Source organism: Microbacterium tenebrionis, assembly GCF_020682665.1.
Taxonomy (GTDB): Bacteria; Actinomycetota; Actinomycetes; order Actinomycetales; family Microbacteriaceae; genus Microbacterium; species Microbacterium tenebrionis.
Map to the genome: position 1 here is coordinate 90,317 of NZ_JAGTTM010000006.1, position 12,978 is coordinate 103,294.

Consider the following 12,978-nt stretch of genomic DNA (forward strand, 5'->3'; position numbering starts at 1 on the left):
CATTCTCCCAGAGCCATAGACTGGAGACATGACCCGCACCCTCATCCTGCTCCGCCACGGCCAGAGCGAGTGGAACGAACTGAATCTGTTCACCGGCTGGGTGGACGTCCGCCTCACCGAACAGGGCAAGGAAGAGGCCCGCCGCGGCGGCGAACTCCTCGCCGAGTCGGGGCTGCTCCCCGACGTGCTGCACACCTCGGTTCTCAGCCGCGCGATCCAGACCGCGAACATCGCACTGGACTCGGCCGACCGGCTGTGGATCCCGGTCAAGCGCTCATGGCGGCTCAACGAGCGCCACTACGGTGCGCTCCAGGGCAAGGACAAGGCGCAGACCCTCGAGGAGTTCGGTCCCGAGCAGTTCCAGCTGTGGCGCCGTTCGTTCGATGTGCCGCCGCCCCCGCTCGACGACGACAGCGAGTTCAGCCAGGTCGGAGACGCGCGCTACGCCGGCATCGACGGCGAGGTCCCGCGCACCGAGTCGCTCAAGATCGTCATCGACCGTCTTCTGCCGTACTGGCACGACGAGATCGTCCCCGACCTCGAAGCGGGCAAGACCGTGCTGGTCACCGCGCACGGCAACTCGCTGCGCGGGCTCGTCAAGCACCTCGAGGGCATCAGCGACGACGACATCGCCGAGCTGAACATCCCCACCGGCATCCCGCTGGTCTACCAGCTCGACGACCAGAACGTGCCCACCGGTCCCGGTCGCTACCTCGACCCGGAGGCCGCTGCCGCAGGCGCAGCTGCCGTCGCGGCGCAGGGCAAGAAGTAGCCCGACGCCCGTGCAACGACGAGACCCCGCGTGAACGACGAGACCTCCTCCTGCTGACGTCAGCAGGAGGAGGTCTCGTCGTTAGGACGGGGTCTCAGGCCTCGACGGCGGGCGCGTGCGCCTCGGCGGCGGCGATGATGTCCGCGTCGCCGACGGCCCAGTCGCCGGTGGCGAGGTAGACGACCTTCTTGGCGACCGCGACGGCGTGGTCGGCGAAGCGCTCGTGGTAGCGGCTGGCCAGGGTCGCGTCGACCGTCGCCGTGGGCTCGCCCTTCCAATTGTCGCTGAGGACCTTCTCGAACACGCGCGCGTGCAGCTCGTCGACCTCGTCGTCGGCGTTGCGGATGACGTCAGCAAGGCGCAGGTCCTGCGTGCGCAGCAGTTCGGACAGCGTGCGCGAGATCTCCACGTCGCGCTCGCCCATCTTCGTGAAAGTGCCCTTCAGGCCCTTCGGGATCGCGCGCTCGGGGAAGCGGAGGCGTGCGAGCTGAGCGATGTGCTCGGCCATGTCGCCCATGCGCTCGAGCGACGCGCTCACGCGCAGCGCGAACACGACGATGCGGAGGTCGCGGGCGACCGGCTGCTGACGAGCGAGGATCTCGATGGCCAGTTCATCGAGGCTGACGGCCAGTTCGTCGATCTGCGCATCGTCCGCGATGACCTCCTCGGCCATCGCCACGTCGCTGTTCGCGAACGCCCGGGTGGCCTTGTCGATCGCGATCGTGACGAGGTCGGTGATCTCCACGAGGCGGGACTGGATCTCCTCGAGGGACTGGTGGAAGACTTCGCGCATGAGCGGCGCAACCTTTCGTTCGGAAATCGGGCGGTTCAGCCCGCCGATGGACGGGCGAGGCGGCATCCGCACCCGCTCAGCGATTCTCTGCGCCGAAGGTTAACGAACGGTGCCCGTTATGTGAATACTACTTCTCGGCCGCCTCAGGTGGCGCGGGATCATGCGGAAGCGGAGGTGAACGGGCCCTACGCTTGAGGCATGACCACGGGAAGTATCGCGCTGATCGCGCTGGCCGTCGGCCTGCTGATCGGCGTCGGGCTTTCGGCGATCATGGTGTGGGCCTACCGGGCCAGGGTGCAGGTCGTCGAAGCCGCTTCGACTCTCGTGCCGCAGGGGACGGAGGACGTCCTCGACAGCATGGACGATGCCGCCTGCGTCGTGGACGCATCGGGACTCGTCCTGGCGACCTCCCACCCGGCTGCCCGTTTCGGGATCGACGTGGGCGCAGTCCTCGAGAACACCGAACTGCGCCAGCTCGCCCGGGCCGTGCGGTCCAGCGGCGTCGCAGCGACCGAGACGATGCGCATCACCCGCTCAGGCGTCGGTCTCGATCCTCGCCTGGTGTCCGTCCGCGCGAGCACCCTCGGCGGACAGCTCACCCTCCTCATGATCCGCGACGTCACCGAGCAGGAGCGCCTCGACCAGATGCGTCGCGACTTCGTCGCCAACACGAGCCATGAATTGAAGACGCCGGTCGGCGCGGTCAGTCTGCTCGCCGAGGCCATCGAGTCCGCCGCGGACGATCCTGCACAGGTGCGCATCTTCGCGTCGCGGATATCGGCTGAGGCGACCCGCCTGGCCCAGCTGACCGGACGCATCATGAGCCTGTCGCGGCTGCAGGCATCCGACGGGGTCGTGGATTTCAGCGTCGTCGCGTTGGACGAAGTGATCACGGCATCCATCGAGGGCCACGCCGTCCAGGCCGATTCGGCCGGCGTCGAGCTCGTCAGGGGCGGCGATCGCGGAGCGCATGTGCGCGGCGACGCGCAGATCCTCATCGAGGCCGTCGGCAACCTCGTGGCGAACGCGATCCTCTACTCGCCCCGGGGATCGCGCGTCGGGGTGGGGGTGACGATCGAGGGGGAGACCGTCGAGATCGCCGTCTCGGACCAGGGCATCGGCATCACCGAATCCGACCGGGAGCGCGTCTTCGAGCGCTTCTACCGCGCCGACGAGGCGCGGTCGCGGCGGACCGGAGGGACGGGACTCGGCCTGTCGATCGTCAAGCACGCGACGCAGCGGCACGGCGGGGAGGTGCGGCTGTGGTCGCGCCCCGGCCGCGGCTCGACGTTCACGATGGTGCTGCCGCGCATCGATGCGACCGCACCGGATGCCGAGAAGAAGACCAAGAAGAAGAAGAAAAAGAACAAGCGCGCGCGCACGGCTCTGGGGGCCGAAGCCGCGCGCATCCGAAACGGAGAGAACGCATGACCCGCATCCTTCTCGTCGAGGACGAGCCGGACCTCGCCGACCCTCTCGCCTATCTGCTGCGCCGCGAGGGCTATGAGGTCGAGATCGCCGAGGACGGACCGGGCGCGCTCGGCGCTTTCCGTGAGCGGGGAGCCGACATCGTCCTGCTGGATCTCATGCTGCCGGGGATGCCGGGCACCGAGGTGTGCCGGCAGATCCGCTCCACCTCCGCCGTGCCGATCATCATGCTCACGGCGAAGGACTCCGAGGTCGACATCGTCGTAGGGCTCGAGCTCGGCGCGGACGACTACATCACCAAGCCCTACTCCTCCCGGGAGCTGCTCGCACGCATGCGGGCCGTGCTGCGCCGGGTCGTCCAGGCCGAGAGCGATCTGGACGAGCGCGTGCTCGACGGCGGCCGCGTCTCACTCGACATCGACCGCCACACGGTGACGGTCGCCGGCTCCGAGATCAACATGCCGCTCAAGGAATTCGAGCTGCTCGAGGTCCTCATGCGCAACTCCGGCCGCGTGCTCACCCGCGGTCAGCTCATCGACCGGGTGTGGGGCAGCGACTACTTCGGCGACACGAAGACGCTCGACGTGCACATCAAGCGCATCCGCTCACGCATCGAGGAGAACCCCGGCGAACCGGTCATGCTCGTGACCGTCCGCGGTCTGGGCTATCGCTTCGAGGGCTGAGCCCGACACGCAAGAGGCCGCCACCCGGATGGGTGGCGGCCTCTTCTCGGTCTTCGATCCGAGGTCAGTCGGTCGGCACGAGGTCCGCGTAGTAGGGGAGGGTTCCGTCAAGCACCGGGACCTCTGCGGTCGCGCCGGTCGCGTCCCCGGACTGGAAGTACATTTCAACGGTCGCACCCGGCTTGACGCCGAGGTCCTCGATGCGCAGCGGCTCGGCGTCCGCGCCCAGGCTCAGCGTGTCTCCGGCGCCCACCCGCACCGTGAGCGGGGCGAGCCCCTCGGCCTCGATCGTCAGGACCTCATTCTGGTCGGTGTCGTTGACGATGGCGGCGACGAGGTTGCCGACGGAGCCGTCCTCGTTGGCGATGATCATCGCGTTGCGGATCTGCAGCGGGCCGTCCGAGTCGGGGATGTTGATCCCGTCGGAGGCCGAATACTGGATCTCGGTGGACTGCGGGGTGATGAACGTGCACCCGGTCGCGCCGAGCAGAACGAGGGCGCTGAGGGCGGCAGACGCTACAAGGCGCGATTTCACGGATCCTCCTGGAGCTGTGGGATATCCCGTCCATTCTACGGGTATCGCCACGGGCAGCAGGGACGCCGCGGGGGCAAACCTTAGCGCATGTCGCCTGTGGTATTCTGGAGGTTGCCGAAAGGACACGATTTTATGCTTTTTGAGGTTGGCGAGACGGTCGTCTATCCGCACCATGGGGCCGCGACGATCATCGAGGTCAAGGATCGCGTCATCAAGGGCGAGACGAAGAAGTATCTGAAGCTCAACGTCACCCAGGGCGACCTGATCATCGAGGTTCCCGCAGAGAACGTCGACCTCGTCGGCGTGCGCGATGTGATCGGCCAGGAGGGCCTCGACCACGTGTTCGAGGTTCTGCGCGCCCCGTTCACCGAGGAGCCGACGAACTGGTCCCGCCGCTACAAGGCGAACCTGGAGAAGCTCGCATCGGGCGACGTGATCAAGGTCAGCGAGGTCGTGCGCGACCTGTGGCGCCGCGATCAGGACCGCGGACTGTCCGCGGGCGAGAAGCGGATGTTGGCGAAGGCCCGTCAGATCCTCATCTCCGAACTCGCACTCGCTGAGAAGTGCGACGAGGACAAGGCCGGCACTCTGCTCGACGAGGTCCTCGCGTCGTAGTCTGAGAGCGTGACTCTCCTTCCTGCGCCGAAGACGGCGATCATCGTCGTCGCGGCCGGTTCCGGCACGCGCCTGGGGGCTTCGGCGCCCAAGGCGTTTGTCGGCATCGATGAACGATCCGTACTGCGTCACGCGCTCGACGGCGTGTTCGCCGCGTCTCCGGCGCAGGTGATCGTCGTCGCCCCGGCGGGGCACGAGGGGGATGCCGAGAGCGAGCTGCGCGCAGCGGCGGGCGATCGCGTCGACCTCGGCCGCGTCGTCGTCGGCGGCCGGACCCGTCAGGAGTCGGTCGCCGCGGGTCTGGGCGCGCTGTGGGGCGACATCACCACCGTGCTGGTCCACGACGCCGCCCGCGCACTGACGCCTCCGGAGCAGATCGACGCGGTCGCTGCTGCCGTGACGGCGACCACTGGGGTCATACCGGCGCTGCCCGTCGTGAACACGCTCAAGCGGGTCTCGGGCGACGACGTCGTCGAGGCGGTCGACCGTGCAGAGCTCGTGGCGGCGCAGACACCGCAGGGATTCCCGCGCGATCTGCTCGAATCGGCGTATGCCGCGGCGCTCGCGGCGGGTGGGGAGTACACCGATGACGCAGCCGTGTTCGCGGCGGCCGGGCATCCGGTCACCCACATCGCAGGATCACCCCTCGCCTTCAAGATCACCCTGACCGCCGACCTCGACCGTGCACGGCAGCTCGTGGCGCAGCCCCAGCAGGCTCCCGCGATCCCGCGCGTCGGCGTCGGCACGGACGTGCACGCGTACGGCGGCGACGGCGATCTGTGGCTGGCAGGTCTCGAGTGGCCGGGGGAGCCCGCTCTCTCCGGCCACTCCGACGGAGACGCCGTCGCCCACGCCATCGTCGACGCGCTGCTCGGAGCCGCCGCACTCGGCGACATCGGCGAGCATTTCGGCACGTCCCATCCCGAGTACGCAGGAGCGCACGGAGGCGTATTCCTCGCCCGGACGCGCGAGATCCTCCAGCGCGCAGGGTTCACGATCGGCAACGTCTCGGTGCAGATGCAGGCGAACAGGCCGCGCTTCAGCGGTCGCCGTCTCGAGGCGCAGAACGCCCTGTCGGCAGCGCTCGGGGGAGCGCCCGTGTCGATCACCGCCACGACGACCGACGCGCTCGGCTTCGCAGGCAGGGGAGAAGGCGTCGCCGTCACAGCGGTCGCGCTGGTGCTGCCCGGTACGCTGGAGCAGTGACAATCCGCCTCTACGACACCCGCGCGCAGCAGCTGCGCGACTTCGTGCCTCTCGACCCCGAGAACATCACGATGTACGTGTGCGGACCCACAGTCCAGTCCGGCCCGCACATCGGGCACGTGCGCGCGGCGCTGAGCTTCGACATCCTGCGCCGTTGGCTGTCGCACCGGTACGGACGGGTGACCTTCGTGCGCAACGTCACAGACATCGACGACAAGGTCATCGCCAACGCGACCGATGCAGAGCCCTGGTGGGCGCTCGCCTACCGGATGGAGCAGGAGTTCGCGGCCGCATATGCCGGCGTCGGCATCCAGCCCCCGACGTACGAGCCGCGCGCGACGGCATCCGTGCCGCAGATGCAGGAGCTGATCCAGGTGCTCATCGAGCGCGGGCACGCCTATCCGGCGCCCGACGGTTCGGGCGACGTGTACTTCGACGTGCGCTCCTGGTCGGCCTACGGCGAGCTGACGAATCAGTCGGTCGAGGCCATGGAGGCTGCGCAGGATGCGGACCCGCGCGGCAAGCGCAACCCGCAGGACTTCGCCCTCTGGAAGGGCGCCAAGCAGGGCGAGCCCGCGGATGCCACATGGGCGTCCCCGTGGGGTGCCGGTCGCCCCGGGTGGCACATCGAATGCTCGGCGATGGCAAAGCGCTACCTCGGCTCCGACTTCGACATCCACGGCGGCGGACTCGACCTGCGCTTCCCCCACCACGAGAACGAGCTCGCGCAGTCGACGGCGGCAGGCGACGGCTTCGCCCGCTACTGGGTGCACAACGGGCTCGTGACCGTCGACGGGCAGAAGATGTCGAAGTCGCTCGGCAACTTCATCCTCGCCTCCGACGTGCTCGCCGAGCACGAGCCGCTCGTGGTGCGGTACGCGCTCGCGGCGGCGCACTACCGTTCGACCCTGGACCTCTCCGCGGCGTCGTACGCCGAGGCCGAGGCGGCACTCGGCCGCATCGAGACCTTCCGCCAGCGCGTGCTGCGCGTTTCCGACGCGGACCTCGTGGCCGCGGCGCCGGGTGCGATCCCGGGGGCCTTCGCCGCCGCGATGGACGACGACCTCGGAGTGCCGCAGGCGCTCGCCGTCGTGCACGAGGCCGTGCGTGCGGGCAACGCTGCTCTGGATGCCGGTGACACGGCAACGGCGGTCGAATCCGCGCGCTCGCTCACGGCGATGCTCGCGGTCCTCGGGTTCGACGGGCCCGGCGCGTCCGTCGCAGGGGGCACCGAGGCATCCGCCCTGGACGCGCTGGTGCAGGAGATGATCGCCCAGCGCGCGCAGGCGCGCGCCGACAAGGACTGGGCTGCGGCCGATCGCATCCGCGATGCGATCGCCGCGGCAGGAATCACGCTGGAGGACACTCCGGCCGGAACTCATTGGAGCATCGATGGCTAAGCCGGGAAACCCCTCAGCGGGCAAGGGCAAGAAGAAGGGTCCCACCAAGGGCACCGGAGGACTCGGTCGCAAGGCGCTGGAAGGCCGCGGACCGACCCCGAAGGCGGAGGACCGCGCGTGGCACGTCGCCGGCAAGCGCAAGGCCGCGGCCGAACGCTATGCCGCCGCGGGCGGACGCGGCCGGCCAGGGCGGCAGGCATCCGGCGGCAACCCGAACCGCACCGCCCGAGCCAAGGACAACACGTCCGACACCGAGACGGTCACCGGGCGCAACTCCGTGCTGGAGGCGCTGCGCACGCGGATCCCCGCGACCGCGATGTACATCGCTCAGCGCGTCGAGATGGACGACCGCGTCAAGGAGATGCTCTCGATCGCGACGCACCGCGGCATCCCCGTCCTCGAGGTCACCCGCCAGGAGCTCGACCGCATGGCCGGATTCGACGGCGTGCACCAGGGCGTCGCGCTGAAGGTTCCGCCCTACGAGTACGCGCACCCGCAGGATCTGCTCGAGAAGGTGATCGATCGCGGCGAGGTCCCGCTGTTCGTGGCGCTGGACGGCATCACCGACCCGCGCAACCTCGGGGCGATCATCCGCTCGACCGCGGCTTTCGGCGGGCACGGGATCATCCTCCCGCAGCGCCGCTCAGCCGGCGTGAACTCGGCCGCGTGGAAGACGAGCGCCGGGGCCGCTGCCCGCATCCCGGTGGCCATGGCGACCAACCTCACCACCCAGCTCAAGGAGTTCAAGAAGCAGGGCGTGTTCGTGCTCGGTCTCGACGGCGACGGCGACGTGTCGCTCCCGGCGCTCGAGCTGGCCGACCGGCCGGTGGTCGTGGTCATCGGCTCCGAGGGCAAGGGGCTGTCGCGCCTCGTCACCGAGAACTGCGACCAGATCGTCTCGATCCCGATCTCGGCGGCCACAGAGTCGCTGAACGCCGGCATCGCGGCCTCGGTCGCGCTGTACCAGATCTCCACATTCCGGGCGGCCGGGCGGAACTGATCCGCAGACCGCGGAATACTTGCCACGGCAGGTTGTTGCTCCCGGGGAGCGCAATCGCGCCCCATCCACGAAGGGAAAACCATGGCACGCATCGCCGTCATCGGAGGAACCGGCTACGCCGGATCGAACATCGTTGCAGAGGCGGTGTCGCGCGGACACTCCGTGGTCTCCGTCGCACGGTCCGTCCCGAGCGAGCGCGTCGAGGGCGCCGTGTACCTCGAGGGCAACATCCTCGACGTCCCGGGACTGCTCGCGCAGCTCGGCGAGGTCGACGTCGTGATCCAGGCGCTCTCGCCGCGTGGCGACATGACCGGCAAGGTCCGCGCGGCGACCGCTGAGCTCTATGCGGCCCTCCCCGAGAACGTGCGCCTCGGCGTCGTCGGCGGTGCGGGCGGAAGCCTCGTCGCCCCCGGTGGCCCCCGCGTGATCGACGCGGGCTTCCCGGAGGAGTTCAAGCCCGAGGCTCAGGAGGCCATCGGCATCCTGGAGGATCTCCAGGCGAATGCCGACGGCAACGACTGGTTCTTCGTCCATCCCGCCGCCGGCTTCGGCAATTGGGCGCCGGGAGAGCGCACCGGGACCTACCGCGACGGCGGACAGGTTCTCGTGACCGACGAGAAGGGCGAGTCCTTCATCTCCGGCGCCGACCTGGGCGTCGCATTCGTCGACGAGATCGAGAACCCGAAGCACCACCGCGAGAACTTCGCCGTCGGCTACTGACTGCGAGTTTCACCACCGCTCTCAGACCAGGTCGCGCCAGTCGACCTCGTCGTCCTCGTCGTCCTCGTCGGGCACAGGAACCGCTCCGGTGACCACGGGGATCGACACGGTCTCGGTCGGCGGCCCCATGATGGTCGCCTCGTCGCGCCGGTGCCGCAGCACGTCGTTGATGTACGAGGTGAGCACTTCGGCGAGCGGGATCGAGCGCCCGTGGCCCTGGGAGAGGTACCACCGGTGCTCGAGCACCTGGTGGAACACCTCGGCGGGTTCGAGCTTCGCCCGCAGCTCGTAGGGGATCGCCCGCACGACCGGCTCGAACACGCGCGTGAGCCACTCGTGCGCGTACATCTCCTCGTCGGCCCACTCCTTGGTCGAGCGGGCGCGGAACTCGTCGAGGTCGTTGAGCAGGCGCCGGGCCTGGTTCTCCTCGACGTCGAGACCGGTCAGCCGGATGAGGCGGCGCTGATGGTGGCCGGCATCGACGACTTTGGGCTGGATGTGCACGACCGTGCCGTCCGTGGTCGTCGCCATCGACATCTCGTCGATGTCGAACCCGAGGGCGTTGAGGCGTTCGACACGCTCGGTGATGCGCCAGGTCTCGTTCGCCGAGAACGATTCCTCGGCGGTCAGTGCTGCCCACAGCGAGTGGTAGGCCGAGACGATGCCGTCGGCGATCGCGACGGCATCCACGCCGTGCTCGAGGCGCCCGCCGGCGGCGAGGTCCATGATCTCGCCGGCGATGTTCGTGCGGGCGAGGTCCAGGTCGTAGAGACGCTGGCCTTCGGTCAGACCCTCCTCGTGCAGCTCGCCGGTCTCGGCATCAACGAGGTAGGCGGCGAACGCGCCCGCATCGCGACGGAACAGCGTGTTCGACAGCGACACGTCGCCCCAGTAGAAGCCGACGTTGTGCAGGCGGACCAGCAGCAGCGCCAGCGCGTCGACGAGACGCGTCGCGGTGTCCGGGCGCAGCACGCGGGTGAACAGGGCGCGGTACGGCATCGAGAAGCGCAGGTGCGAGGTCACCAGAGCTGCAGGCAGGGCATCTCCTGCGGAATCGGTGCGTCCGTCGATCACGGCTACACGGTCGACGCACGGCACGTCGAGCCGTGCGAGGCTGCCGAGCATCTCGTACTCGCGCCTGGCCATCTCGGCCGTGGTCTCCTTCACCGCGACGACACGGCCGGAGAGATCGGCGAAGCGCACCAGGTGGCGGGAGAGCCCTTTGGGCAGCGAGACGATGTGTTCGCTCGGCCATTTTCCGAGCGGCACCGACCAGGGAAGCCCCAGCAGCCCGGGGTCGACCGTGCTGGCGGTGATCCGCAAAGCGTCTTGCATGGCCCTCCTGGATGCCGGGGAAGACGACGCGGCGCGGGTGACCTGCTGGTCAGCCCGCGCCGCGCGTGTGACGAGGTTACGAGGCCGAGACGACCGGCTTGTCGTTCAGGCGGTCGCCCGACTCGAGGTCGAAGGCGTGCACGTGGCCGGGGTTGGCGGCAAGCGTCACGGTCTCGCCGGCGTTCGGGTGGTTGCGGCCGTCGACGCGCGCGACGATGTCGGTGCGCTTCCCGTTGATTTCGGTGTGCCCGTAGAGGTAGCCGTCGGCGCCGAGCTCCTCGACGAGGTCGACCGTCACCGACAGGCCCTTGCCGTCTGCGGGGCCGACCGTGATGTCCTCGGGGCGGACGCCGACCGTGACCTGCGAGCCCGTGGCGCGGCCGACGGTGTCGCGGTCGAGCGGGACGACCTCGGTGCCGAACCGCACGCCGCCGTCGGCGAGGTCGGTGGTGAACAGGTTCATGGCCGGCGAGCCGATGAAGCCGGCGACGAAGACGTTGTTCGGCTTCTCGTACAGGTCGCGCGGGCTGCCGACCTGCTGGAGCAGGCCGTCCTTGAGCACGGCGATGCGGTCGCCCATGGTCAGAGCCTCGGTCTGGTCGTGGGTGACGTAGACCGTGGTGACGCCGAGACGGCGCTGCAGCGAGGCGATCTGGGTGCGGGTCTGCACGCGCAGCTTGGCGTCGAGGTTCGACAGCGGCTCGTCCATGAGGAACACCTGCGGCTGGCGGACGATGGCGCGGCCCATCGCGACGCGCTGACGCTGACCGCCCGAGAGCGCCTTGGGCTTGCGGGTCAGATACTGCTCGAGGTCGAGGAGCTTGGCTGCCTCGAGGACGCGCGCTGCGCGCTCCTCCTTGGCGACGCCGGCGATCTTGAGCGCGAAGCCCATGTTCTCGGCGACCGTCATGTGCGGGTAGAGCGCGTAGTTCTGGAAGACCATCGCGATGTCGCGGTCCTTCGGCGGCACGTCCGTGACATCGCGGTCGCCGATGAGGATGCGGCCCTCGTTGACCTCTTCGAGGCCGGCGAGCATGCGCAGGGACGTGGACTTGCCGCATCCGGAGGGGCCGACCAGGACGAGGAACTCGCCGTCTCCGACTTCGAGGTTGAGCTTGTCGACGGCCGGGCGGGTTCCGCCAGGGTAGAGCCGAGTGGCGTTGTCGAAAGTCACCGATGCCATGATGTTTCTCCTTCACCGGCAGGTACGTGCCGGACGATCCGTTGTGATGGAAGCGGTGGAGAGACCCCACCGCGGCCCGTCGTCGGGCCGGTTTCAGTATGGCACGAAGCGCCCCGTCTGGGTATTTCCCAGCCTGGCTGGATACCATCGAACACGGTCCGGAGCACACACGCAGGCCGTGTGTCCGACGGGTGCCGGGGAACCCGTCCCCGCCCAGATCTTCAAGAGGAACGATGTCGAGCGACGAAACGCCGAACGTCCCCACCCCTCGCACGTCCCGTGAGGCGGTCCGGGAGAAGGCCCAGCAGGTGCACGCCAAGCAGTCGCGTGCCCGCATCATGCGACGCATCATCATCGGTGCCGTCGCGATCGTGGCCGTCGGAGCCATCGGCACCGCCGTCACGATGGCGATCAGCTCGAGCGTCTCGAAGCCCGTCCTGAGCCCGAAGGGCCTCGACGGCGACGGCATCGTCGTCGGCAGCGTCAGCGACATGTCGGCGGAGACCGTCCCGACCACACCCGTGCCGGAGGAGAGCGGTGCGGGCGAAGCGACCTCGGAGCCGGCGCCCACGGCGACGCCCACCACGGCGCCCGTCGACGTGCACATCTATGTCGACTACCTCTCGCCGGGCGCGGGAGACTTCGAGCTCGCCAACACCCGCCAGCTCGCCGGGTGGATCAACGAGGGCGCCGTGACGGTGACCTACCACCCGGTGGCGATGCTCACGGCCAGTTCCAACGGCACGAAGTATTCGCTTCGCGCGGCTGCCGCTGCAGCCTGCGTCGCGACGCATTCGCCTGACAAGTTCTACGCGTTCAACCACGAGCTCCTCGTGGACCAGCCCGAGGTCGACAGCCCCGGTGGCACCGACGTCGAGCTCGCTGACCTGGCCGTCGCGGTCGGCGTCGACAGCGCCAAGGTCGTGCGCGCCTGCATCGAGGATCAGGACTACATCACCTGGGCCAAGAACGCGACCTCGCGTGCTCTCGAGGGTCCGCTGGACGGATCCGACGACCTCGTCCTCACCAGTGCGCCGATGATCGTCGTGAACGGCGAGGCCTATGTCGGGTCGCTCAAGGACCCGGCCGAGTTCTCGCAGTTCGTGCTCACCGTCGCCAGCGAGACCGAGCCGACGCCGGAGCCGACGACGACGTCGTCGCCCACGCCCACCGAGACCCCTGCGTCGTAGTTACCGACTCGTGCGTCCGGCTCGCTAAGCTGGACGCCGTTCGCCGACTTAGCTCAGCTGGTAGAGCACCTGTCTTGTAAACAGGCGGTCGCGGGTTCGAGTCCCGCAGTCGGCTCCG

The 12,978-nt window shown here is 68.9% G+C and carries 13 protein-coding genes and 1 tRNA gene; 10 read left to right on the forward strand and 4 right to left on the reverse strand.

What is annotated here, in order from left to right; translation table 11 throughout:
* Nucleotides 1–28: 28 nt before the first annotated feature.
* Nucleotides 29–772: a phosphoglyceromutase gene (locus KEC56_RS12845; protein ID WP_227531254.1), complete on the forward strand. Its 744-nt coding sequence runs from the start codon at nucleotides 29–31 to the stop codon at nucleotides 770–772.
* Between the two features lie 94 nt (nucleotides 773–866).
* On the opposite strand, the gene phoU is transcribed toward KEC56_RS12845, so the two are convergent.
* Entirely contained in the window at nucleotides 867–1,565 is a 699-nt protein-coding gene (phoU, locus tag KEC56_RS12850) for a phosphate signaling complex protein PhoU (RefSeq protein WP_227531255.1), read from the reverse strand.
* Between the two features lie 198 nt (nucleotides 1,566–1,763).
* Between phoU and KEC56_RS12855 the strand changes: the two genes are divergently transcribed.
* Nucleotides 1,764–2,996 carry a sensor histidine kinase gene (locus KEC56_RS12855; protein ID WP_227531256.1) on the forward strand — a complete coding sequence of 411 codons (1,233 nt, stop codon included), beginning with the start codon at nucleotides 1,764–1,766 and terminating at the stop codon, nucleotides 2,994–2,996.
* Complete coding sequence (locus tag KEC56_RS12860; protein WP_175985400.1) at nucleotides 2,993–3,676, forward strand: response regulator; 684 nt, start codon at nucleotides 2,993–2,995, stop codon at nucleotides 3,674–3,676. The genes KEC56_RS12855 and KEC56_RS12860 overlap by 4 nt, the downstream gene beginning before the upstream one ends.
* Nucleotides 3,677–3,740: 64 nt before the next feature.
* Here the strand turns inward: KEC56_RS12860 and KEC56_RS12865 are convergent, their stop codons facing one another.
* Nucleotides 3,741–4,211, reverse strand: a complete 471-nt coding sequence (locus tag KEC56_RS12865) for a DNA modification methylase (RefSeq protein WP_227531257.1) — start codon at nucleotides 4,209–4,211, stop codon at nucleotides 3,741–3,743.
* 132 nt (nucleotides 4,212–4,343) lie between these two features.
* Here KEC56_RS12865 and KEC56_RS12870 point away from each other — a divergent pair, with 132 nt between their 5' ends.
* The 5 genes from KEC56_RS12870 (at nucleotide 4,344) to KEC56_RS12890 (ending at nucleotide 9,152) form a co-directional block, all read left to right on the forward strand.
* Complete coding sequence (locus KEC56_RS12870; protein WP_175985402.1) at nucleotides 4,344–4,826, forward strand: CarD family transcriptional regulator; 483 nt, start codon at nucleotides 4,344–4,346, stop codon at nucleotides 4,824–4,826.
* A 9-nt stretch (nucleotides 4,827–4,835) separates the two neighbouring features.
* On the forward strand, nucleotides 4,836–6,032 hold the full coding sequence (gene ispD / locus KEC56_RS12875; protein ID WP_227531258.1) for a 2-C-methyl-D-erythritol 4-phosphate cytidylyltransferase: 1,197 nt from the start codon (nucleotides 4,836–4,838) through the stop codon (nucleotides 6,030–6,032).
* Complete coding sequence (gene cysS, locus KEC56_RS12880; protein WP_227531259.1) at nucleotides 6,029–7,432, forward strand: cysteine--tRNA ligase; 1,404 nt, start codon at nucleotides 6,029–6,031, stop codon at nucleotides 7,430–7,432. Before ispD ends, cysS begins: the two co-directional genes overlap by 4 nt.
* A complete protein-coding gene (gene rlmB, locus KEC56_RS12885) occupies nucleotides 7,425–8,432 on the forward strand; it encodes a 23S rRNA (guanosine(2251)-2'-O)-methyltransferase RlmB (protein WP_227531260.1) in 1,008 nt (335 codons plus the stop codon). The genes cysS and rlmB overlap by 8 nt, the downstream gene beginning before the upstream one ends.
* An 81-nt stretch (nucleotides 8,433–8,513) precedes the next feature.
* Nucleotides 8,514–9,152: an NAD(P)-dependent oxidoreductase gene (locus tag KEC56_RS12890; RefSeq protein WP_175985406.1), complete on the forward strand. Its 639-nt coding sequence runs from the start codon at nucleotides 8,514–8,516 to the stop codon at nucleotides 9,150–9,152.
* Nucleotides 9,153–9,173: 21 nt separating this feature from the next.
* Here KEC56_RS12890 and KEC56_RS12895 read toward each other — a convergent pair whose 3' ends face one another.
* Both KEC56_RS12895 and KEC56_RS12900 read right to left on the reverse strand, forming a co-directional pair.
* Complete coding sequence (locus KEC56_RS12895; protein ID WP_227531261.1) at nucleotides 9,174–10,487, reverse strand: DUF4032 domain-containing protein; 1,314 nt, start codon at nucleotides 10,485–10,487, stop codon at nucleotides 9,174–9,176.
* Nucleotides 10,488–10,563: 76 nt separating this feature from the next.
* Nucleotides 10,564–11,670 (reverse strand): ABC transporter ATP-binding protein, encoded by a 1,107-nt coding sequence (locus KEC56_RS12900; protein ID WP_175985408.1) that lies wholly within the window; start codon nucleotides 11,668–11,670, stop codon nucleotides 10,564–10,566.
* A 233-nt stretch (nucleotides 11,671–11,903) separates the two neighbouring features.
* Between KEC56_RS12900 and KEC56_RS12905 the strand changes: the two genes are divergently transcribed.
* Both KEC56_RS12905 and KEC56_RS12910 read left to right on the forward strand, forming a co-directional pair.
* The gene (locus KEC56_RS12905) at nucleotides 11,904–12,860 is read left to right on the forward strand and encodes a DsbA family protein (protein WP_227531262.1); all 957 of its coding nucleotides are present in this window, start codon (nucleotides 11,904–11,906) and stop codon (nucleotides 12,858–12,860) included.
* A 42-nt stretch (nucleotides 12,861–12,902) separates the two neighbouring features.
* Nucleotides 12,903–12,975, forward strand: a tRNA-Thr gene (locus tag KEC56_RS12910).
* Nucleotides 12,976–12,978: the final 3 nt, after the last annotated feature.

Bases quoted from the DNA above. Each gene is read 5' to 3' on its own strand.
- KEC56_RS12860 (WP_175985400.1), top strand. From the start codon at position 2,993: ATGACCCGCATCCTTCTCGTCGAGGACGAGCCGGACCTCGCCGACCCT.
- rlmB (WP_227531260.1), top strand. From the start codon at position 7,425: ATGGCTAAGCCGGGAAACCCCTCAGCGGGCAAGGGCAAGAAGAAGGGT.
- KEC56_RS12905 (WP_227531262.1), top strand. From the start codon at position 11,904: ATGTCGAGCGACGAAACGCCGAACGTCCCCACCCCTCGCACGTCCCGT.
- KEC56_RS12890 (WP_175985406.1), top strand. From the start codon at position 8,514: ATGGCACGCATCGCCGTCATCGGAGGAACCGGCTACGCCGGATCGAAC.
- phoU (WP_227531255.1), bottom strand. From the start codon at position 1,565: ATGCGCGAAGTCTTCCACCAGTCCCTCGAGGAGATCCAGTCCCGCCTC.
- KEC56_RS12855 (WP_227531256.1), top strand. From the start codon at position 1,764: ATGACCACGGGAAGTATCGCGCTGATCGCGCTGGCCGTCGGCCTGCTG.
- KEC56_RS12895 (WP_227531261.1), bottom strand. From the start codon at position 10,487: ATGCAAGACGCTTTGCGGATCACCGCCAGCACGGTCGACCCCGGGCTG.
- KEC56_RS12845 (WP_227531254.1), top strand. From the start codon at position 29: ATGACCCGCACCCTCATCCTGCTCCGCCACGGCCAGAGCGAGTGGAAC.
- KEC56_RS12870 (WP_175985402.1), top strand. From the start codon at position 4,344: ATGCTTTTTGAGGTTGGCGAGACGGTCGTCTATCCGCACCATGGGGCC.
- KEC56_RS12900 (WP_175985408.1), bottom strand. From the start codon at position 11,670: ATGGCATCGGTGACTTTCGACAACGCCACTCGGCTCTACCCTGGCGGA.